General features: G+C 71.2%; 19 protein-coding genes. 4 read left to right on the top strand and 15 right to left on the bottom strand.

Annotation, left to right across the window (positions count from 1 at the left end; all coding sequences use genetic code 11):
* Window positions 1–10: 10 nt before the first annotated feature.
* The 8 genes from pflB to AAFF41_RS46920 form a co-directional block, all read right to left on the bottom strand.
* Window positions 11–2269: a formate C-acetyltransferase gene (gene pflB, locus AAFF41_RS46955; RefSeq protein ID WP_343325988.1), complete on the bottom strand. Its 2259-nt coding sequence runs from the start codon at window positions 2267–2269 to the stop codon at window positions 11–13.
* Window positions 2270–2414: 145 nt separating this feature from the next.
* Window positions 2415–3338 (bottom strand): carbamate kinase, encoded by a 924-nt coding sequence (locus tag AAFF41_RS46950; protein ID WP_319749861.1) that lies wholly within the window; start codon window positions 3336–3338, stop codon window positions 2415–2417.
* A 3-nt stretch (window positions 3339–3341) separates the two neighbouring features.
* Window positions 3342–4343 carry an ornithine carbamoyltransferase gene (gene argF, locus AAFF41_RS46945; protein ID WP_319749862.1) on the bottom strand — a complete coding sequence of 334 codons (1002 nt, stop codon included), beginning with the start codon at window positions 4341–4343 and terminating at the stop codon, window positions 3342–3344.
* Between the two features lie 82 nt (window positions 4344–4425).
* Window positions 4426–5640 carry an arginine deiminase gene (locus AAFF41_RS46940; protein ID WP_319749863.1) on the bottom strand — a complete coding sequence of 405 codons (1215 nt, stop codon included), beginning with the start codon at window positions 5638–5640 and terminating at the stop codon, window positions 4426–4428.
* A 51-nt stretch (window positions 5641–5691) separates the two neighbouring features.
* Window positions 5692–7101: an APC family permease gene (locus AAFF41_RS46935; protein WP_388415150.1), complete on the bottom strand. Its 1410-nt coding sequence runs from the start codon at window positions 7099–7101 to the stop codon at window positions 5692–5694.
* 286 nt (window positions 7102–7387) lie between these two features.
* Window positions 7388–7828 carry a pyridoxamine 5'-phosphate oxidase family protein gene (locus tag AAFF41_RS46930; protein ID WP_054231998.1) on the bottom strand — a complete coding sequence of 147 codons (441 nt, stop codon included), beginning with the start codon at window positions 7826–7828 and terminating at the stop codon, window positions 7388–7390.
* A gap of 181 nt (window positions 7829–8009) precedes the next feature.
* Window positions 8010–8696: a helix-turn-helix domain-containing protein gene (locus tag AAFF41_RS46925; protein WP_343325986.1), complete on the bottom strand. Its 687-nt coding sequence runs from the start codon at window positions 8694–8696 to the stop codon at window positions 8010–8012.
* A gap of 36 nt (window positions 8697–8732) precedes the next feature.
* Window positions 8733–9803, bottom strand: a complete 1071-nt coding sequence (locus AAFF41_RS46920) for a zinc-dependent alcohol dehydrogenase family protein (protein ID WP_343325985.1) — start codon at window positions 9801–9803, stop codon at window positions 8733–8735.
* Between the two features lie 308 nt (window positions 9804–10111).
* Here AAFF41_RS46920 and AAFF41_RS46915 point away from each other — a divergent pair, with 308 nt between their 5' ends.
* On the top strand, window positions 10112–10702 hold the full coding sequence (locus AAFF41_RS46915) for a DUF3592 domain-containing protein (RefSeq protein ID WP_319749867.1): 591 nt from the start codon (window positions 10112–10114) through the stop codon (window positions 10700–10702).
* Between the two features lie 125 nt (window positions 10703–10827).
* Here AAFF41_RS46915 and AAFF41_RS46910 read toward each other — a convergent pair whose 3' ends face one another.
* Both AAFF41_RS46910 and AAFF41_RS46905 read right to left on the bottom strand, forming a co-directional pair.
* On the bottom strand, window positions 10828–12333 hold the full coding sequence (locus AAFF41_RS46910) for a bifunctional aminoglycoside phosphotransferase/ATP-binding protein (protein ID WP_319749869.1): 1506 nt from the start codon (window positions 12331–12333) through the stop codon (window positions 10828–10830).
* The gene (locus AAFF41_RS46905; protein WP_343326461.1) at window positions 12326–13201 is read right to left on the bottom strand and encodes a universal stress protein; all 876 of its coding nucleotides are present in this window, start codon (window positions 13199–13201) and stop codon (window positions 12326–12328) included. Before AAFF41_RS46905 ends, AAFF41_RS46910 begins: the two co-directional genes overlap by 8 nt.
* A gap of 726 nt (window positions 13202–13927) precedes the next feature.
* Between AAFF41_RS46905 and AAFF41_RS46895 the strand changes: the two genes are divergently transcribed.
* The 3 genes from AAFF41_RS46895 to AAFF41_RS46885 all read left to right on the top strand — a co-directional run bounded on the left by AAFF41_RS46895 (window position 13928) and on the right by AAFF41_RS46885 (window position 16558).
* On the top strand, window positions 13928–14221 hold the full coding sequence (locus AAFF41_RS46895) for a dsRBD fold-containing protein (protein WP_319749973.1): 294 nt from the start codon (window positions 13928–13930) through the stop codon (window positions 14219–14221).
* Between the two features lie 290 nt (window positions 14222–14511).
* On the top strand, window positions 14512–15468 hold the full coding sequence (locus tag AAFF41_RS46890; protein ID WP_319749872.1) for a pyridoxamine 5'-phosphate oxidase family protein: 957 nt from the start codon (window positions 14512–14514) through the stop codon (window positions 15466–15468).
* A gap of 97 nt (window positions 15469–15565) precedes the next feature.
* Window positions 15566–16558 (top strand): Acg family FMN-binding oxidoreductase, encoded by a 993-nt coding sequence (locus AAFF41_RS46885; RefSeq protein ID WP_319749874.1) that lies wholly within the window; start codon window positions 15566–15568, stop codon window positions 16556–16558.
* 83 nt (window positions 16559–16641) lie between these two features.
* On the opposite strand, the gene AAFF41_RS46880 is transcribed toward AAFF41_RS46885, so the two are convergent.
* The 5 genes from AAFF41_RS46880 to AAFF41_RS46860 are packed head-to-tail and all read right to left on the bottom strand — an operon-like array spanning window position 16642 to window position 21260.
* Window positions 16642–17313, bottom strand: coding sequence for a V-type ATP synthase subunit D (locus tag AAFF41_RS46880; protein ID WP_319749876.1), 672 nt, complete (start codon window positions 17311–17313; stop codon window positions 16642–16644).
* 5 nt (window positions 17314–17318) lie between these two features.
* On the bottom strand, window positions 17319–18701 hold the full coding sequence (locus tag AAFF41_RS46875) for a V-type ATP synthase subunit B (protein WP_319749878.1): 1383 nt from the start codon (window positions 18699–18701) through the stop codon (window positions 17319–17321).
* The gene (locus tag AAFF41_RS46870; RefSeq protein WP_319749880.1) at window positions 18698–20530 is read right to left on the bottom strand and encodes a V-type ATP synthase subunit A; all 1833 of its coding nucleotides are present in this window, start codon (window positions 20528–20530) and stop codon (window positions 18698–18700) included. The genes AAFF41_RS46875 and AAFF41_RS46870 overlap by 4 nt, the downstream gene beginning before the upstream one ends.
* Window positions 20518–21042, bottom strand: coding sequence for a hypothetical protein (locus AAFF41_RS46865; protein ID WP_343325984.1), 525 nt, complete (start codon window positions 21040–21042; stop codon window positions 20518–20520). Before AAFF41_RS46865 ends, AAFF41_RS46870 begins: the two co-directional genes overlap by 13 nt.
* Window positions 21039–21260 (bottom strand): V-type ATP synthase subunit F, encoded by a 222-nt coding sequence (locus AAFF41_RS46860; protein ID WP_319749884.1) that lies wholly within the window; start codon window positions 21258–21260, stop codon window positions 21039–21041. The genes AAFF41_RS46865 and AAFF41_RS46860 overlap by 4 nt, the downstream gene beginning before the upstream one ends.

The following is a 21260-nucleotide window of genomic DNA, read 5'->3' as shown; positions in this document are numbered from 1 at the left end:
CTCACAGCCCTCACAGCGATCCGTGGAAGGTGCGGCTGATCACGTCGAGCTGCTGCTCACGGGTCAGACGGACGAAGTTGACGGCGTAGCCGGAGACCCGGATGGTCAACTCCGGGTACTTCGCGGGGTGTTCCATCGCGTCCTCCAGCGTGGTCCGGTCCAGGACGTTGACGTTCATGTGGAAGCCGCCGGATGCCGTGTACGCGTCGAGAATGCCGACCAGGTTCCCGACTCGCTCGCCGGGCGCGTGCCCCAGCCCCTCCGGGGTGATCGTCGTCGTCAGGGAGATGCCGTCGCGCGCCTGCTCGTAGGGCAGTTTGGCGACCGACAGCGCGGAGGCCGCCACACCGTGCCGGTCCCGCCCGTTCATGGGGTTGGCCCCGGGTGCGAAGGGCTGTCCGGCGCGCCGGCCGTCGGGGGTGTTGCCGGTGTGCTTGCCGTAGACGACGTTCGAGGTGATCGTCAGTACGGACTGGGTGTGCTCGGCGTCCCGGTAGGTCGGGTGCCTGCGCACCTTCGCCATGAAGGACTCGACCAGGCCGACCGCGAGGGTGTCGACACGATCGTCGTTGTTCCCGTACGCCGGCCAGTCGCCCTCGGTCTCGAAGTCGACGGCCAGGCCGGTGTCGTCCCTGATCACCTTCACCCGAGCGTGCTTGACGGCGGACAGACTGTCTGCGGCGACCGACAGACCCGCGATGCCACAGGCCATGAAGCGGTGCACCGGATGGTCGTGCAGTGCCATCTCGATGCGCTCGTAGGCGTACTTGTCGTGCATGTAGTGGATGACGTTGAGCGTGTTGACGTAGGTCGCGGCGAGCCAGTCCAGCATGCGGTCGTACGCCGTCGACAACTCCTCGTACTCCAGGTACTCCCCGGTCAGCGCGGGCGCCTCGGGGGCGATCTGCTCACCGGTCAGCTCGTCCCGGCCGCCGTTGATCGCGTACAGCAGGGCCTTGGCGAGATTGACCCGTGCCCCGAAGAACTGCATCTGCCTGCCGACCGCCATCGCCGACACACAGCAGGCGATCGCGGTGTCGTCCCCGGTGCGCGGGCGCGTCAGCTCGTCGGACTCGTACTGGACGGCGCTGGTGTCGATGGAGACCTTGGCGCAGAACTCCTTGAAGCCCGTGGGCAGCCGGGGCGACCAGAGCACGGTCAGGTTGGGTTCGGGGGCCGGGCCGAGGTTGTACAGGGTCTGCAGGAAGCGGAAGGAGGTGCGGGTGACCAGCGGCCGGCCGTCCGTGCCGAGGCCGCCGAGGGACTCCGTCACCCAGGTCGGGTCGCCGGAGAAGAGGGCGTCGTACTCGGGGGTGCGCAGGAACCGTACGATCCGCAGCTTGATCACGAAGTCGTCGACCAGCTCCTGGGCGCGGGTCTCGTCGAGGATTCCCTCCGCCAGGTCCCGTTGCAGGTACACGTCCAGGAAGGTGGAGGTGCGGCCGAGCGACATCGCGGCGCCGTTCTGCTCCTTCACGGCGGCGAGATAGCCGAGGTAGAGCCACTGCACGGCCTCGTGCGCTGTGGTGGCGGGGCGGGAGACGTCGCAGCCGTACGTGGCCGCCATCCGCGTCAGTTCGTCCAACGCCCTGATCTGCTCGGCGAGTTCCTCACGATCGCGGATGACGTGCTCGGTCGAGGGCTCGGCGTCCTGCAGGGCCCGTTCGGCGCGCTTGGTCGCGGTCAGCCGTGCGGTGCCGTACAGCGCCACGCGCCGGTAGTCGCCGATGATCCGGCCGCGGCCGTAGGCGTCGGGCAGTCCGGTGATGATCCCGGCCTTGCGGGCGGCGCGCATCTCGGGGGTGTAGGCGTCGAAGACACCCTCGTTGTGCGTCTTGCGGTAGGTGCCGAAGACGCGGGTGACGAAGGGGTCGGGCTCGTAGCCGTACGCCTTCAGGCTGTTCTCGACCATCCGCAGGCCGCCGTTCGGCATGATCGCGCGCTTCAGCGGGGCGTCGGTCTGCAGGCCGACGATCAGCTCTCGCTCGCGGTCGATGTACCCGGGCGCGTGCGAGGTGATCGTCGAGGGGGTCGCCGGGTCGACATCGAGGATCCCCCGGCGCCGTTCCTCCGGGAAGAGGGCGCTGACCTTGTCCCACACGGTGCGGGTGCGGTCCGTCGGGCCGGTCAGGAAGGCCCCGTCGCCCTCGTACGGCGTGTAGTTGGCCTGGATGAAGTCGCGTACGTCGACGCGCTCGCGCCATCGCGTCCCGGCGAAGCCGCGCCATGCCTCGGGGGCGCGCGTTCCGGCTGTCACTGTCGCTGTCATCGCCGGTTCTCTCCCTTGCTCGGCACTGGAATGTCTCCCTTTCGATACTCGTGCGACGTGGTGGCCGCCGGGAGGGCCGGGCAGGGCCCGTGCCCCGGCTGTCCGGCCTTCGGCGAGGGCCGTTCGGCCCCCTGGTCACGGGCGTTCACGCAACGGTCAGGTCCGGCCTGACGAGGGTGCCCGACCTGCCGTGGACGATCTCGTACGCGGCGTCCAGGGATCCGATCGCGGCCAGTCCCCCGGTGTGTTCGACGAACCGGGCGGCGGCCTCGGTCTTGGGACCCATCGAGCCGTCGGGGAAGCCGCCGCGACGCAGTTCGGCGGGGCTCGCGCCGAGGACGGGCCGTTGGTCGGGGGTGCCGTAGCCGGCGTAGACGCAGGGCACGTCGGTGAGGATGAGGAGGAAGTCGGCCTTCAGGTCCTCGGCGAGCAGCGCCGCGGTGAGGTCCTTGTCGATGACGGCCTCGGAACCGGTGAGTGCGCCGGTGTCCTGGTCGGCGGTGACAGGGACGCCTCCGCCGCCGGCGCAGATGACGAGCGTACCGCTGTTCAGCAGTTCGTGGACGGTGTCGGTCTCCAGGATGCGTTCGGGTGCCGGGGAGGGGACGACGCGGCGCCAGCCGGTGGTGTCGGCGGCGATGTGCCAGCCGCGCGTTCGGGCGAGCGTGGAGGCGACCTCGTAGGGGTACACCTGGCCGACGAACTTGGTGGGGTGGTCGAAGGCCGGGTCGTCGGCGCGGACAAGGGTGTGAGTGACCAGCGCGGCGATCCGCCGTCCGGGCAGGGCGTCGTGCAGGGTGCGTGCCAGCAGGGAGCCGATCATGCCCTGGGTCTGGGCGCCGAGCAGATCCAGCGGGTAGGGGGCGCTCAGGGCGGGGTCGGCGGCGCTCTCGACGGCGAGCAGCCCTATCTGGGGGCCGTTGCCGTGGGTGATGACGATCTCGTGTTCTTGGGCGAGGGCAGCGATCGCCGTGGTCACCCGGTCGATGTTCGCTTCCTGGACGGCCGCGTCGGGGCGTTCACCGCGGTGCAGCAGGGCGTTGCCACCGAGGGCGATGACGATGCGCATGGCTCAGTCCTCCAGGGTGGCGACGAGTACGGCCTTGATGGTGTGCAGCCGGTTCTCCGCCTGGTCGAAGACGACGGAGGCGGCCGAGGAGAAGACCTCGTCGGTGACTTCGAGGCCGTCGAGGCCGTAGGTGTCGAGCAGTTCGCGGCCCAGGCGGGTGCTGTGGTCGTGGAGGGCGGGCAGGCAGTGCATGAACCTGACGTCCGGGTTGCCGGTGAGGGCGACCGTCTTGGCATTGACCTGGTAGGGCGCCAACAGTTCGATGCGCTCGCGCCAGGTGTCGGCCGGTTCGCCCATGGAGACCCAGACGTCGGTGTGCAGGAAGTCCGCGCCGCGTACAGCGGTCTCGACGTCCTCGGTGAGGGTGATCCGGGCCCCGCTGCCCTCGCCGAGCGCGATGCAGGCCCCGACCAGCTCCGGCTCGGGCCACAGCGCCTTGGGCGCGGCGATCCGTACGTCCATGCCGAGCAGGGCGCCCATCGACAGCAACGAGTTGCCCATGTTGTTGCGGGCGTCGCCGAGATAGCAGTAGCTGATTTCCTGCAGTGGTTTGGGGCTGTGCTCGTGCATGGTGAGGACGTCGCACAGGCTCTGGGTGGGGTGTGCGGTGTCGGTCAGGCCGTTGTAGACGGGGACACCGGAGCGGGCCGCGAGTTCGGTGACGATCGACTGGGCGGAGCCGCGGTACTCGATGGCGTCGAACATCCGACCGAGGACGCGGGCGGTGTCGGCGATGGACTCCTTGCTGCCGACGTGGGTGTCGCCGGGGCCGAGGTAGGTGGTGGCGGCGCCCTGGTCGGCGGCGGCGACCTCGAAGGCGCAGCGGGTGCGGGTGGAGGTCTTCTCGAAGATCAGCGCGAGATGCTTGCCGGTCAGCCGGGGCTGTTCGGTGCCGGAGCGCTTGGCCGCCTTGAGTTCGGCGGCCAGGTCGAGAAGGTGGTGGATCTCGGCGGCGGTGAAGTCGAGTTCGCTCAGGTAGGAGCGGCCTCGCAGTTCTGTGGTCATGGGGTTCCTCGCTGATGCGGCTGATGCGGGCAGGGGCCGGGGTGTCGTTGAGGCGTACGGCCCGTGTCGGTGACGGCGACGCTCAGTCGGCCGGGTCGCGTTCGATCGGGCAGCTCATGCAGCGCGGGCCGCCCCGGCCGCGGCCGAGTTCGGCGCCGGCGATGGTGACGATCTCGATGCCCTGCTTGCGGAGGTAGGTGTTGGTGGTGACGTTGCGCTCGTAGCCGACGACGACTCCGGGCGCGAGCGCGAGGAAGTTGCTGCCGTCGTCCCACTGTTCACGCTCGGCGCCCGCCATGTCCTGCGGCGCGGCGAGCATCCGCACCTTGTCGAGGTCGAGGGCCTCGGCGAGCGCGGTCGCCAGGTCGGAGTTGGGGGTGACGTCGAAGCCGGTCGCGTGGGCGTCACTGGGCCGCAGGGTCCACGAGCGCAGGGCGTCGGCGAGGCCCGGGTAGATGGCGAAGGCGTCGCGGTCGAGCATGGTCAGCACGGTGTCGAGGTGCATGTACGCACGGGTGGCGGGGAGTTGGACGGCGATCAGCCGGGTGGCCGTGCCGTCGGCGAAGAGCCGCCCGGCCAGGTTCTCCACGGCCTGGGCGGTGGTCCGCTCCCCCATGCCGACCATGACGGCGCCGTTGCCGAGGACGTGCACGTCGCCGCCTTCGAGCGTCCCCACGGGGCCGTCGAGGATCGGCTCGGGCGCGTCGGAGGCGAACATCGGATGGAACCGGTAGATGGCCTCTGCGTGCAGGCTCTCGCGCCGCCGGGCGTGCTTGGCCATCGGGTTGACCGACAACCGGTCGTACATCCAGCAGGAGTTGTCGCGCGGGAAGAGGTGGTTGGGCAGTGGGGCGAGCGCGAAGGCGTCGGTGTCGAGCGCGTTCCAGACCAGGCTGTGCGGGGTGGCGAGCGGCAGGTCGCTCTTGAGCATGCCGCCGATCAGGTAGCCGGCGAGGGTCTCGCCGTCCAGCTCGGCGCAGCGCGCGCGCACCGGATCCAGCAGGGCGGGGCCGACACTCGCGCGGGTGACGACCCGGTCCAGGAGCCAGTCACGGGCCTCCGGGACGTCGAGGGTCTGGGCCAGCAGGTCGGCGAAGTAGTGCACGCGAGTTCCGTGGTCGCGCAGGACCTGGGCGAAGGCGTCGTGCTCCTCGCGGGCCCGCTTGGCCCAGAGGATGTCGTCGAAGAGCAGAGCGTCGACGTTGCGCGGGGTCAGCCGGGAGAGTTCGAGGCCGGGGCGGTGCAGGATCACCTGGCGGAGGCGGCCGACCTCGGAGTCGACGTGGAAGGTGTTCATGGCGTGGCTGCTCCTGTGGTCGTACGAATGCCGGGTGGTGGAGTGGTGCGGTCAGTCCTGGTGGTTGAGGGGGCTCTTCCGGAAGCCGCCGGTTCGGCTCGTGGGCAGGCCTCGGGACAGTCGCCTGGCCGTCAGGACGGTCTCCGCGGCCCGCACCTCACCGGGCGCGGCCGCGAGCCGCACGCCGCCGGTCTCGCCGTACTCCCCGCGGTCGCGCTTCAGCCACACGTACACCGGTAGTCCGAGCAGCAGGACGAACAGTCCGTAGTAGACGGTCTGGTAGCCGCTGCCCTGGATCGACCAGTACGAGAAGGCCATCGCCAGCGCGGAGACGGTGGCGTCCCGGGCCAGCCGCCGGGGGCTGAGGTTCTCGCGGCCTCGGACCAGCAGCCAGTACAGCTGGGCGGCGGCGGAGAAGAGGTACGGGATCACGGCGGTGAGCACGCTCAGCAGCACGATCTTGGTGAAGACGTCGTCGAAGCGGGTGTAACTGAACACGGTGATCAGCGAGGCGAGGACGGTGGAGGCGACGATGCCGAACACCGGGACGCCGTTCTCGCCGCGCAGCTTCGCGAAGGCCCCGGGGAAGAGTCCGTCGCGGGCGGCGGCGTACGGCATCTCCGCGCAGAGCATGGTCCAGCCGTTGAGAGCGCCGATCCCGGAGATGACGGCAGCCACCGCGACCGTGTCACCGGCCCAGGTTCCGCCGAAGATGTTGTTGGCGGCGTCGGTGAACGGCGCGGTGGAGGAGCCGAGTTCGCCGTGCGGGACGGTGCCGAAGACGGCGAGGGTGCCCAGGATGTAGATGACCGCGCAGGCAAGGGTGCCGTACACGGTGGCGCGCGGCACGTTGCGGCCGGGCTCACGGACCCGGCCGGCGACCACGGAGGCGGCCTCCAGGCCGAGGTAGCTGAACAGGGCGATGGCCGCGGCGGCCGAGATCGCGCCCATCGCCGACCGGCCGCCGGCGTTGAAGGAACCGAAGTTGTGCGCGTCCACGAACAGCAGCCCGACCGTGGCCATGAAGACCAGCGGGATGAACTTCAGCACGGTGGTGATCACTTGGAAGGCACCGATGTTCCGTACGCCGGTGAGGTTGATCGCGGCCGGGATCCACAGCCCGACCAGTGCGATGAGCACCGACATCGCCGTGCGGTGGCCGGTGTTGACGAACACCTCGACGTATCCGACCCACGCCACCACGATGGCGGCGTTCCCGGCCCACGCGGTGATCCAGTACGACCACGCGTTGAGGAAGCCGGCGAACTCGCCGAAGGCCTCACGGGCGTAGACGTACGGCCCGCCGCTCGCCGGGACGCGCTTCGACAGCGCCCCGAAGGTCACCGCGAGGGCGAGCGCGCCGAGCGTGACGACGCCGAACGCCACGAGCGAGATCGGCCCGTACGGTGCGAGGGCCGAGGGGAGCGCGAAGACTCCGGTGCCGATGATGCTGCCGATCACGAGCGCGGTCGCCGAGGGGAGGCCCAATGCCGCCTTGGGGTCTGGTTTCTCGCAGCTGCTTGGGGTGCTGGACATGGCTGTGCTCCTTGCGCGGGTCGCCGGGGACGGGCTGGGGAAGAGTCGATCCGGGAACGATCCTGCTGGGCTGCCGTGATCGTGGTCAGTGGCCACTCGTCCCCCACGGGGGCCATTGGTCCCGGGCGCGTCGCCCCGAACGGCCCAGTGCGCCGTCTCCCCGGTCGACCGGGGAGACGGCGCACTGGGCCGTTGCGAGTGACGGGGCCGCTCAGGAGGAGAGGTCGACGCCGTAGACCGTGCGCCCTGCGACGAGTTGACGGCCGGTCACCAATTCGGGCTCGATGCGGATGAAGACCTCCTTGGGCGAGGCCACCCATGAGCGCGGGCCGATCCTGGTCAGCCGGCCGTGCTCCACGGGATCGGTCACCACCGTCGCGCGGCCGGTGACCACGACACTCCAGCCGGAGTGCGCCGTCGCATCCACCTCGTCCGCTTCGAAGGCGATCACCACGCCGTCGATCGCGGCGGCCAGTTCCGAGTCGGCGGAAGTACGCATCAGTACCGCGGAGTCGATGTCCAGGCAGAAGTTGACCGGCAGGACGGCGGGCAGGGCGTGGCGCGTGTGGACTACGCGGCCGATCGGTGCCCGCTCCAGCAGACGCAGGCACTCCTCGCGGTCGAGTTCACGGAAGCCGTCGTTGGGATTCATCACCGGGTTCGACTTTCACGGGGTGGACGGGCTCAGCCGTCACGGGGTACAGCGGTACGTGTTTCATCCTGTGAGGGGCGAGGGACAGGGGCGAGGGCCGTTCGGTCCAGGTCGGCCTGAGAGCGGCCACCCTTCGGTGCCCCGACCGACCCATGAGGTCGTCGCACCCCGACCCATGACGTCACCGCACCGCGATTCGGCGCCCGGTGATGTCGGTGGGCTCGAGGCGCACCCATACGTCACGCTCACCGCCCGCCCATGGACGGCTGTAGGCGAGTTCCGTCAGCCGACGTACGGCGTCGGGGTCCGTCACGGCCCGGGCGACGCCGCGGATGAGCACGCTCCAGCCCTGGCTGAGCGCGTCGTCGATGTGGTCGACCTCGAAGGCGACATGTGCCCCGACGGCTGTGGCGGGCACGGCGTCGGGTGTCGTCCGGAACACGACCGAATCATCGATCACGGTGTAGTTCAGGGGGACGACGATCGGCCCGTCGGGGGTGTCCATCGCGATCCTGCCGACACCGTGCCCGGAGAGTCGGCTGCGGCACTCCTCGGCGCTGAGTTCGACCAGCTCCGGGTGGAGCGCGGCTCGGCCCACGCCGGGTGGCAGATCGGCGTCGCCTCCGCGCAGGGCCGTGACGCTCGTGCTCAACGCGTCCGCGAGCCGGATGAGGACGGCCGTCCCGGGCATCGCGGTGGACTGTTCCTCCAGGTACTGGACGTAGCCAGGAGCGGTGCCCGCCCGGAAGGCCGTCTCCTCCCGGGTCAGTCCCAGTTCCTCACGTCGCTGAGCGATGCGACGTCCGATGTCGCCCTGTGCGCTGTCCGCGGTGGCGGACGCGGCGTTCGGCGGTGTGTGTTCACACATGGCCGTTCACTTCCTCCTGTCGAGGCGTCCTGACTGTCAGGGCGTCCTGATCGTCAGGGCGTCGTGCTGCGGACCGCCCAGGACGACCTTGAGCGCACCGGTGTCCGCGGCCCGCGCGAAGACCTCGTACGCCTCCTCCATCGCGTCCATCGGGAAGATGTGGGTGACCAGGGACGACGTGGGGAGCTGCCCGGCGGCCATCATGCGCAGCAGGGTGGGAGTGGAGTACGTGTCGACCAGGCCGGTGGTGATCGTCACGTTCTTGATCCACAGGTCTTCGAGGTGGAGTGTCGCGGGCTTGCCGTGCACCCCGACGTTGGCCACGTGGCCGCCGGGCCGCACCATGCGCGTACACGCCTCGAAGCTCGCCGGCACCCCCACCGCCTCGATGACCACGTCGGCCCCGAGTCCCTCGGTGAGGTCGGCGACCAGCTGCTCCGCCTCGTCCCCGGCCGAGGCGACGGCGTCGGCGCCGAGGCGTTTGGCGGCGTCCAGCCGGGCCGGGGCCAGATCCACGGCGATGATCCTCTCCGGGGTGTAGAACCGTGCCGTGGCGATCGCGGCGAGCCCGATCGGCCCCGCCCCGACCACGACCACGGTGTCCGCGGGCCGTACCCGCCCGTTCAGCACGCCCACCTCGTAGGCGGTGGGGAAGATGTCGGCCAGCAGCACGGCGTCCTTGCTCTCGACCGCACCGGGCAGCGGATACGTGGACAGATCCGCATGGGGTACGCGGACGTACTCTGCCTGCGTGCCGTCGATCAAGTGGCCGAGGATCCAGCCCCCGCCCGCACGGCACTGCCCGTACGAGCCCTCCCGGCAGTAGCGGCAGCGGCCGCACGCCGTGATGCACGAGACCAGGACACGATCACCGGGGCGGACCGTACGGACGTCGCTTCCCACCTCGACGACCTCCCCGACGGCCTCGTGTCCGAGCACCGTTCCCGGGCGCACCTCCGGTAGGTCGCCCTTGAGGATGTGCAGGTCGGTTCCGCAGATCGTGACGGCATCGACGCGGACGATCGCGTCGGTGGCATCCTGGATACCGGGGTCCGCGACGTCCTCCCACGCGGACTTTCCGGAACCGTGGAACACGAGTGCTTTCATGACGACCCCTTTCTGGGCCTGGCAGACGCCGGTGGCGGGGGACCACGGCGTGCGAGCGCCCCGATGCGCGCGACCACCCCTCCTGGTCGACTCGCCGACTCCGAGGCTGGTGGGACGCCGCTGCGCGGCCTACTCACGCGCGGGTTGGCCTTGTATGTCCAGCCTGAGGGCGACGATGCCCGTCCGCTTGGGCCGATCGGTCCCCATTGCGGGACCGAGCGGGGGCGCGATGCCGCCTGGTCGGCCCCTGCCGCCGCGCGTTCCCCCATGGCACCGTCCAGTCAACGACGATGAGGAGGTGCGGTCGGATGCGCAGGACCAAGCGTGTGAGGCAACTGCTCTGGCGGTGGCGGAGCAATCCGTTGCGACGGCACGACGACCTCGTCGAGGCCTGGGTCGTGCTGGCCATCTGGCTGGTCATGGCGATCGGCGGCACCCTGACCGGCCTGCTGACGGCCCATGCCGCCGACGCGTCCTTCGCGCGGCTTCGGCACGAGCGGCATCCGGTCCAGGCCGTCCTCGTCGCGAGCAAGGCCCAAGCGGTGGGGATCGGCGCGGATACCCCCTACGACCGGGTCCGAGCGACGGTCCGCTGGACGGCGACGGACGGCTCGACCCGTACCGGCCAGGCCATGGTGGACTACGGCCACGGCCACCGGGTCGGCTCGAGGGTCGTCGTCTGGCTGAACAGCAAGGAGCAGCTCACCACACAGCCGCCGACCGCCTCGGCGGCCGCCGCCGAGGCAGCCTGCCTCGGTGTCGCGGCCGCTGTCGCTTTCGGCGGCCTGGCGTTCGCCGCCGGGCGCGTCGCGCAGTGGCGGCTCGACCAGCGGCGCTACGACCAGTGGGGGCGTGAGTGGGACCAGGTCGGACCGCAGTGGCGGCGCAAGACCACGTGAAGCGCGAGAAACGTCCTCGCCCGGACGCTCATCGCGCCGTGACCATGGCGTTCACCGACACGTACCCGAAGGATCTGTACGACCTCGTCCTGAGCCTCAGTCGCTGGGTCCTCCGGGTCACCTGCTCAGTCCGGCTCCATGTAGGGGCGCCGGAAGACCGGGGCCTGGCTGGTGGCGTAAGGGCGTACGGCCGCCAGCGCCCGGACTACCGCGGCCTCCAGGGGGCCTCTCGTGTCGATGACGACGGCTTCCGGCCAGGGCGGTTCCGTGGTCGCCATCGTGGCGGCCACGTCGAGGTCGGCGTCGGATGCTCCGCGCGCGCGGCTGGTCAGGCGGGCCGCCGCGACATCATCCGGAACCTGGCAGTGCAGGGCCACGAGGTCGGCGCCTGCCTGTTCGGCCATGCGCAGGGCGGCTTCGCGCTGCCTCGCGCCGGTCCAGGTGGCGTCCAGGACGACGGACTCGCCGTCGGCCAGCAGGGCGGACGCGCGATCGAGCAGGGCCGCGTAGGTCTTGTCGGTCCACTCCGGTGTGTAGAGGCCCTCGCCGTACCCGGCCGACGCGGGCTCCTCGGCCGGGATGCCCGCCAGCTCCTTGCGCACGCGGTCGCTGCTGAGCAGGGTGACGCCCAGCCGGTCCGCTAGGGCGCCGGAGAGCGTGGACTTCCCGCTGCCCGGAAGCCCGCCGACGAGCGTCAGGCCGACAGCGGACGTACGAAGGTGCCGCAGGGCCGTCGCGATCAGCCGGCGTGCGGCCCCCTCCGCGCCGGGCGCGCCTTGGCGCGCCTGGATGAGCGCGACCTTGGCACGCACGAACGCGCGATAGGCGACGTAGTGGTGACGGAGGGAGGGCGGCGCCGGGTCGCCGGAGTACTCGCTGTACGCGGCGAGGAAGAGTGCCGCCGTCTCCGGGGCACCGAGCTGTTCCAGGTCCATGGCGAGGAAGGCGGCATCGTCGAGGCCGTCGACGTAGCGCAGCCGGTCGTCGAACTCCAGACAGTCCAGCACGCGTGGGCCGTCGTCGAGGCAGAAGATGTCGTCGGCGAGCAGGTCGCCGTGCCCGTCCACCACCCGCCCCTGTTCGATGCGCATGTCGAACAGCCGTTTTCGGCCGACGAGATAACGGCGCACGAGTCGCTCGACGTCCTCCACGCCCTCGGGGACGAGGCCGTCGTCCGCCAATGCCCGAACCTCCGCGAAGTTCGCTTCCCATCGTGCCGCGAGGGCATCCCGGGTTCCCTGCTCGTCCACGTCCCGGGTACGGGTGGCGCCGGCGTGCCGGGTGGCGAGCAACCGGGCCACGGCCCGCACGGCCGCGTCAACGTCCATGCCCTCCCTCACCAGCCGGGAAAGGCGGCGCTCCCCCGGCATACGGCGCATCACGACGAGGGGTTCGGGCATGTCCGTCTCCGGGCTGTGGAATTCCCCCAGGCCGAGGTAGACGTCGGGGGCGAAGCGACGGTTCAGCGCGACTTCCCGCTCGCAGGTGGCCCGGCGCGCCACCACGGTGGTGTGGTCCAGGAACCCGAGGTCGACCGGTTTCTTGACCTTGTAGGCGCGGTCGCCGACGAAGAACACCACGGCGGTATGGGTCTCGCGCACCTCCGCACGCGGGCCGCCCGGCTCAGTCATGGGGGACTACGGCGATCGGGCAGCGTGCGTGATGGGCAGCGGCCTGCGTCACGGGGCCCAGGCGTGGTGCCGGTCCGGGGACGTGCTTGCGTCGGCCCACGACCAGCAGCCCGGCGCCGTCGGCGGCCTGCATCACGGCCTTGGCGGGGCTTTCGAGTGCGACGTGGTCTTCCACCTCCACACCTGGGAACTTCTCGCGCCAGGGGCGCAGGGCCAGACTCAGGTGCTTCTGCGCGTCCTGCGTGATCTCTTCGGTGACGGCGTGGTCCGTACCCCAGGGCACATGCGCGTGAAGCGGCAGGCTCCGGCCGTGGACGGCTCGAAGCGGCACGCCCCGCGCCGCGGCACTGACAAAGGCGAATTCGAGCAGGTCGTCGGATGGACCGTGCAGTTTCAGAGCCACGACTACGCCACCCGCCTTACCCGGAGCGGGCCGTGACCCCGCTTCGCGGGTTTCCGCGCGCACGAGGACCACCGGGCGATCGGCCCGTGCCACGACGGGCATGCTGATGTCACCCAGGAAGTAACTCCCGACGGCCCCGATCCCGCGCGAGCCGAGCACGGTCATCTCCGACTCCGATGCCGCTTGCAGCAGGGCGTCCTGGGCGTCTTCGGCAACCAGATTGCCGACGATCGAGAGGCCCGGGTGGCTCGCCTGGAGCTCCGCCCGCGCGTTGTGCACGATCCTCTTCGCCCAGTAGTTCTGATCCACCTCCGCGGGGGCACGGGGCGGTTCCGGCGCCAGCAGGGGCCATGCGTGCAAGAGACGCAGCGAGAGCCGGCGCCGCTCGGCCTCGTCGGCTGCCCAGTGGGCGGCGGCAAGGCTCTCGGGTGAGCCGTCGAGGCCCACGGTGACCACTGGCTCCATGGCGACTACCTTCGTCTCGTAAGAAACCGGAATGACCGTGAGCGGGTCCACTTGCCCACTGCTCGATCGTCTGCGCCGACGCGCCGAACACGGTTGCCTTTCACCCCTTTCATCCGAGAAATACCCGAAATCCACTCGCGGCGCATGCGGACTCTCCGGTGCGACGGGTCGTAGGGGGAGCCCCGCCGGTGCGTGGCCCGGATGGCCGCCCGCCGGGGACCTTCGGCCCTATGACCGGGGTTCGCCGCTGTTCGACCGTGATGAGGAACGGAGCGGGACCGCCCGCGGGAAGCCGGGCCCGCTCATGGGCGAACCGAGTGGTCCGCGCGCCTGCGCCAGTGCTTGGACGAAGCCTCCACCGGCGGCGAGGAGTTGGCGTCGATGTCCGTTGCGACGGCGCCGAGGACGCCGACGCCTTCGCCACCGTGCGGCACCGCCCGCCGCCGACGTGGACACGCCGCTCGGCCTTGAGTTCACCGGACAGGTCCCAGTGGTGCCGGAAGGACGGATCGTTCTCGCGGGAGAGCCCCTGCTGGAGGTGACCGCTCCGCTCCCGCAGGCCCAGGTCGAAACATACGTGCTCAGCCAGGTGACCTCACCGACCGCGTCCGACACCGCATCGAGGAAGAGACCCTGCCCAGGACGACCGGTGACCGCCGGCATTCCGGGCGAGCCATCCGGACCGGACCGGACCGGACCGGTCCGTACCAAGGTGAGGAGAAAATGATGCTGCATACGGTGGAATGGAAGGTTCGCCTCTACCTCTCCGAGGACGACGAGGGAACGACCAAGGCACGTGTCGTTGTCAACACCGGAACCACGACCCTCACCGGCCACGGGGCGGCGCGCTGCAACCCCACGGACGCCGAGGTGCCCGAGATCGGTGACGAACTCGCGGCGGGCAGGGCCATGCACGACCTCGGCCAGCAACTGGTCAGCACCGCCGAGCGCGACATCAAGGACCTGGGCGCGCCCGGCACCGGGCGAAGTCCTCGACCGGCAGCTGGATGGCCCGTGTGACGGACGTCGGCGCAGCGGGCTCGCATCGACCCGGGCCACGCACACGTCCGGTGCCCGGCGACGACGGGCATCGTCAGCCACGGCGACGGCTACGGATATCTTTGCGGCGCGGCGACGCCATCCGTGACGAGATCACCGGGGAGTGCTGCGGCCCTCGACACGCCTTGAGGGGCCGGTCGGCCGGAGAACAGTCCGTTCGGCACCCCCGGTCGGGCTGTTCGGGCCATGCGGCGGAGCCTGTGCGCGTGGCACGTTGGGTACAGCACCATTCTGAGGAAGGGGCGGCGACCATGCGAGCTCACCTCGGCGATCAACTCGTCGTCGAAAGCCCGGCCAACGGCGCCACCCGGCGCGACGGCGAAATCGTGGGGCTCCATCACGAGGACGGAACCCCTCCCTACGACGTGCACTGGTCGGACACGGACGAGGTGACGCTCGTGTTCCCCGGGCCCGACGCGCACATCCGTCACCTCGAACACGGGACAGGGGGGAGCCCTGGCCCGGTTTCCCCTGACGTGGGTTCCCGGCCGAGCTCGGACGAGGCACGTCAGCGGACGGATGCCGGGTCCGACACGCCACCGCCGGAGGGGGCGTCCCACGCCGGTGACATCGGCCGCCGCGTGGCCGCCGAACGCCGGCGACAGGGACTGACCCGGGCGGAGACAGCCCGGCGCGCCAAAATGGCGCCGCAGTACCTGGCCTACCTCGAAGAGCGCTCGGCCGACCCGAGCCTGGCGAGTCTCATCAGGCTGGCCGCCGCGCTGGGCACGTCCGTCGCGGCGCTGCGCGGGAGCGGAATCGATCTCCCGCCCGGCCGGGGCCAGGCACTCCTCGATCCCCAGCTGCGGGACCTCAGCCCGGACGAGTGTCGCGCCCGGCTCTCCACACACGGCCTGGGGCGTGTCGCGGTGTCGACCCCTGGCGGCCCGGCGGTCGTTCCGGTGAACTACGAGGTCGTCGACGACGCGATCGTCTTCCGGACCGCACCGAACTCGGCCCCGGCGGCAGCCGTGGGAACGGACGTCGCCTTCGAGGTCGACCATGTGGACGAGGCCATGAGCCAGGGCTGGAGTGTGCTGGCCGTCGGTCCCGCCCGGGCGGTCACCGAGCCCGAGGCGGTGCGACGGCTGGCCGATCACGCCCACAGCAAGCCATGGGCAGGGGGCGAACGCGAGCTGTGGGTGTCGATCAGGCCCACACAGCTCACGGGGCGTCGCATCAGTCCGTCCGATCGGAGCGGTCACTGACTGCGCTTCTGCCTGCGGGCGTTTCGCCCCGAGCATCCCGCGACAGTCCAGGAGCGGCCCCGCCCAAGGGTTCGCCGATCTGTGAAGGGAGGCACCGGTGAGCCAACGAGCACTCTCGCCGGAGCGTGTGGCGACCCTGGTCCGCGACGCCACGGCCGCGCCGTCGATGCACAACGCACAGCCGTGGCGATTCCGCTACTTCCAGGGCAGCCGCACGTTCCATGTGCGCGCCGATCTCGCCCGAGCCATGCCCCACTCCGACCCGGACACCCGCGCCCTCCACCTCGGCTGCGGCGCCGCCCTGCTCAACCTGCGGGTCGCGGTTGCCCACGGGGGCTGGTACCCGGCGACCCTGCTGCTGCCCGACCTCGCCGACCCCGCCCTGCTCGCGACCGTACAACCGACAGGGTTCGGAAGCGGCGAGAGCGACCTCGCCGCGCTGTATCCGGCGATCCACCAGCGCCACAGCAGTCGTTTCCCGTTCGAGGAGACGAAGATACCCGAGGCCGTGCGGACGGCACTGAGCGACGCCGCCCATCTGGAGGGGGCGTCACTGTCCTTCGCCACCGCATGGCATCTGGACGAGGTGCTGGAACTCGTCGAGGAGGCCGAGGCACGCAATCGGACCGATCGCGGCAGCGACGAGGACCTGGCCGCCTGGACCCGTATCGGCACCCCATCGGTGATGTCGGCCGCTGACGGGGTCCCGGAGTACGCCTTCGGGCCGCGCAAGCGCGGCGGCAAGGCTCCGGTCCGCGATTTCGCGGGCGCCAGGTCAGTGGCGGGCCGCACCGCGACCGCATTCGAACGCTCCCCCCAACTCGCCCTCCTCAGCACCTCTCGCGACCGCCCGGAGGACTGGCTGCGTGCCGGTCAGGCCATGGAGCGCGTGCTGCTGCTGGCCACCCTCGAAGGTCTGTCCAGCTCGTTCGTCACTCAGGCCCTGGAATGGCCGGACCTGCGCTGGCCGCTGCGCGACCCGTTGTCGGGGTCCGCCCACGTGCAGATGGTTCTTCGCCTCGGCTACGGGCCCGGGGGCCCCGGCACACCACGCCGCCCGGTACCGGAGGTACTCGACATCCAGCCCTGAAGTCGGCTCGGCACTCGACGTCCACGACACCTTCCAGGGCCCGGACGAGACATGCGTCATGGCCCGGACGAGGCACGCGGCGTTCAGCGCCGAACACTTCGGTCTTCGGACGGTCCATCCCGCTCGGTCTGCCGTTCCAGTCCCTTCAGGACCTGAGCGGCCCACCGCCGCCTGACCGAGTCCTCGTGCTCGCTCTGCTCCAGAGCGAGGTCCACGTGGGCCAGTGCCTCCTGCAGGCGCGGGATCCAATGGCGCCGGAGCGCGCGGACCCGCCGGCTCGTGCTCGCCACCTCCGCGCCGACGATCCGGGCGGCCGCCCGTGCGCAGGCGTGGTCGGCGGCGGCCCGTACCGCTTGCCGGTAGGCGGCCTCGGCGTGGACCAGGGCGGTGTTGCCCGGTGTGGCTGCGCTCGTCGGGCGTGCGGGGACCGTGCACGAGATCCCCGAGGGGCGGCGCACCCCCATGGACGCGGTCCAGCGGACGGTGACGTCCGCCGGAGCGAGACCGGCCGCCGCCGAGTACAGGGCGTGCTCCCCGCTCAGGACGAGCCCGCGCGACAACCAGGTCTCGGCCTCCCCCAGCCGCTCCCGCCAGGCGGCCGAGCAGGCCTCCTCGGCCTCTACGAGACGCTGGTGTTCCGTGCGCAGGATACGAAGCTTCTTCTCCAGCAGGTCGGCTCCACGCGCGGCGACGGCCAGGCGGTGCAGCAGATGCTGCCGGCCGGCCCGCCCGGGCGGAGTACGGATGGGGGCCACCGCGTTCACCCCCGCTCCGCGCCGTGCGCGTCCAGCAGCGCGGACGGCAGCATGGCGAGCTGACCGCGGGGCAGGGTGAGCAGCACCCGCCAGGCGCTTTCCAACGTCTCGTCGAGGGTCCGCAGTTCGTCGCGCCGCTGGTCCACGAAGCGCCGCAGGAAGGCCTCGTCGAAGTCGAGGTACCGGCGGTCGGCCTGGCTCAGCGCGGTCTGCCCGACCAGGTCGGCGAACTCACGTACCTGCCGGGCGCGGGCCAGGGCGGCGAGCATCTGCGCGGCGACATCGAGGTGGTCGGGCCGGGTACGGCCGGGACCAGCGCCCTTGCGCATCAGGCGGGAGAGCGAGGACAGGGCGTCCACGGGTGGATAGACGCCCTGCGCGTGCGTCTCGCGGGACAGCACGATCTGCCCCTCCGTGATGTAGCCGGTGAGGTCGGGGACCGGATGGGTGATGTCACCGGCGGGCATGGTGAGCACCGGGAGGACGGTGACGGAGCCGGGCCGGCCGCGGATGCGTCCGCAGCGCTCGTAGAGGGAGGCGAGGTCGCTGTAGAGATAGCCGGGGTAGGCGCGGCGGGCGGGGATCTCGCCGCGCGCCGCGGAGACTTCGCGCAGTGCCTCGGCGTAGCTGGTCATGTCGGTCATGACCACGAGCACGTGCCCGCCCATGTCGAAGGCGAGGTGTTCCGCGACCGTCAGCGCGATCCTGGGGGTGAGGATCCGTTCGATGACCGGGTCGTCGGCGGTGTTGAGCAGGAGTACCAGTTCTCCGGCGGCGGACCGCTGCTCCAGGGCGTCGCGCACGAAGGACGCGTCCGCGTGGGTGAGTCCCATTCCGGCGAAGACGACGCTGAAGGCCTCTCCGGCCGCCGTGGACTGGGCCGCGATCTGCGCGGCCAGCTCCAGGTGCGGCAGGCCCGCGACGGAGAACACCGGCAGCTTCTGGCCTCGTACGAGGGTGGTCAGCGCGTCCACGGCTCCGACGCCCGTGAGCACCGGGTCCGCCGGCGGTTCACGCCGCACCGGGTTGATCGGATTCCCGCCCACCGCCGCGGTGGAGGCCCCGAAGACCGGCGGCCCGCCGTCGATCGGTTCACCACGGCCGTTGCAGACCCGGCCCAGCCAGCCGGAACCGACCGGGATGCGCAACGGCCCTCCGGCGAAGGCCATCCTGACCCGCGCCGGATCCATGCCTGCGGTGTCCTCCAGGACCTGCACCACGGCGAGTCCGCGGTCCACCTCCAGCACGAGGCCGTGCCGCTGCTCCCCGGAGTCGAGCGTGATCCGGACGAACTCGTCCCAGCCGACCCCGGTCACCCCGTCGACGACGGCGAGCGGGCCGCGCAGTTCGCGGATCGCCGTGTATTCGACCTCGCTCCAGCAAGTCACGCCCTCTCCCCTTCCACCCCGTCTTCCTCCCCGTCCGTCGCCGTCCCGTGAAGCGCGGTGAGCCCGGTGAGCGTGGCGAGCATGGTCTTCCGTCGAGTCGCCACGACCGCGGCGTCGTTCGGTCCGGCGTCCTCGCGGGCGCGCAGCAGGGGGCCGAAGTCCGCCTCCTCCACGACTGCGGCGGGCACGCCGGCGTCGACGAGCTCTCGGCACCGGTCGACGACCGCGAGCACGGCCTCGACGAGCGCCGCGCTCTTGTCCGCACCGCAGTAGGAGTCCTGAGCGGAGAGCGCGCTCTGTTGGAGGACGCCCTCACGCATCAGCCGTCCGGCGAGCACGCTGACCCGCTCCTGGTCGGGAAGCGCGGTGATGCCGATCAGGTCGACGAGGTCGGCCAGCCGGTCGGCCTCGGCCAGCAGGCCGGCGGCCCTGGCACGCCGGGAGGACCAGTCGGCGTCGCCGGCCGCCGTGTGGCCCGGGGCGAGGATCTGCGCGTCGCGCGAGAAGGATCCCGCCCAGGACACCGCCGGGTAATGGCGGGCGTAGGCGAGTTCACGGTCGAGGGTCCACAGGCAGCGTACGAACCGTTCGGTGTGGGCGGTGACCGGTTCGGTCATGTCTCCGCCGGGCGGGGAGACCGCGCCGATCACGGTCACCGAACCCCGGCCGCCTCCGAGCGTGGTCGCCGCACCGGCCCGTTCGTAGAAGGCGGCGATCGCCGAGGCCAGGCCCGCCGGATACCCCTCTTCCGCGGGCAGCGCGCCGGTGCGCGAGGCGAACTCGCGCAGTGCCTCGGCCCAGCGGGAGGTCGAGTCGGCGATGACCACGACGTCGAGTCCCATGTCGCGGAAGTACTCGGCGACCGTGGCGCCGGTGTAGATGCTCGCCTCGCGGGCCATCATCGGCATGTTCGAGGTGTTGGCGATGGTCACCGTGCGATCGGCGAGTCGGCCTCCGGTCCTTGGGTCCTCCAGCGCGGCCAGTTCGGTGATGACGTCGGCCATCTCGTTGCCGCGCTCTCCGCAGCCGATGTAGACGATGACGTCGGCGTCGCACCATTTGGCGATCTGCTGCAGCAGCAGCGTCTTGCCGGTTCCGAAGCCACCGGGCACGGCGACGGTACTGCCCCGGGCGACGGGAAACAGCAGGTCGATCGCGCGCTGGCCGGTGTTCAGCGGCTGCTCCGCACCGAGGCGTTCACGAACCGGGCGCGGACGGCGGATGGGCCAGTCCTCGGTCATCCGTACCTCGGTGCCTCCGACGACGGCCACGATCGCGTCCTCGGGAAACACGTCCTCGGGGGCGATCCGCTCCACCACGCCGCCGGCACCGGGCGGTACGAGAGTCCGCAGGCGCACCGGCCCGGTTCCCCGGATCTCGCCCAGGGTCTCGCCCTCCGACACCCGTTCCCCTGCGGCCACCCGGGGAGTGAACCTCCACCGGCGCCCTCCGTCCCCGGTCGCGCCGGCACCAGGGAGAAGCCAGTCGCCACCGCCGGACAGCGGGCGCAGCAGACCGTCGAAGATCCCGCCGAGCAGACCGGGGCCGAGGCGGGCGGCCAGCGGCATGCCCCGGGGACGCGCGCTGTGCCCGGGGGCCAGGCCGCCGGTGTACTCGTACGCCTGGACCGTGACCACGCCTCCTTCGATCGCCACCACCTCGCCGGGCAGCCCGGCTTCGCCGAGGGAGACGACGTCGTACATGGCGGTACCGACCGCGTACTCCATTTCGACCAGGGGACCGGCCACTCGCAGGACGCGGCAGGGTCGCTCCCGGCCGTCGCCGGGAGTGACGGTGACCGCGTCGGTCGCGCCCTTCACGGTGCCCACAGGGTCTCCGTCTCCGCGCCGAGCCGGTCCAGGGCACGGGCGGCCAGGGCATCCAGGGTGTAGTCGGCCCGGCGGCCCGGCGCCCGGGCCACGATGCCTCCCGAGGGGTGCTCGGCGACCTCGCAGTCCGGTCCGAGGAGCCGCCGGGCACGTCGGGCCAGCCGGTCGCGCATGGCCGGGTAGTCAGGCCTGTGCCGCAGTCCCCCGACCCGTTCCGCGGTGCTGCGGCCCAGTTCCTCGTAGGCCTGCCGCCGGATGTCGAGTTCGCGGGCTCGGATGGTCCTGCGAACCCTGGTGAGCTCCGCGGCACGGCCTTGAGCCGCGTCGGCCTCGCCCTGCCGGCGGGCGTCCTCGAGGATCGCGGCGGCCTGGGCCCGGGCGTCTTCCAGCAGTGCTTCGGTCTCCCGGTCCGTGCGGGCGAGCAGTTCCTCCGCGTCCGCGCGGGCCGAGCGCAGCAGCCGCTCCCGCACCGGTTCGAGGGCGGACTCCGCGGCGTGGGCCGGGGGCCTCATACCGGCAGCACCGGCAGTACAGCTGTGAGCGTTCGGGCGCCGTCCAGCAGCGCAGGGCCGAGGGTGTCGGCGGCGGCCGGGGTGACGATCACCAGGGCGACATCCCGCGGCAGGTCCTGCCATGCCCGGTGTACGGACTCCGGTTCCTCGGCGACCAGGACGGTCACACCGGCCAGGGCCAGTCCCGACACCCGGGTCCGTTCTCCGATGGCTGCCAC

The organism is Streptomyces mirabilis, assembly GCF_039503195.1.
GTDB lineage: Bacteria > Actinomycetota > Actinomycetes > Streptomycetales > Streptomycetaceae > Streptomyces > Streptomyces mirabilis_D.
Note: the sequence above shows the minus strand (reverse complement) of the source record. Positions and strands in the feature narration are given on the sequence as shown.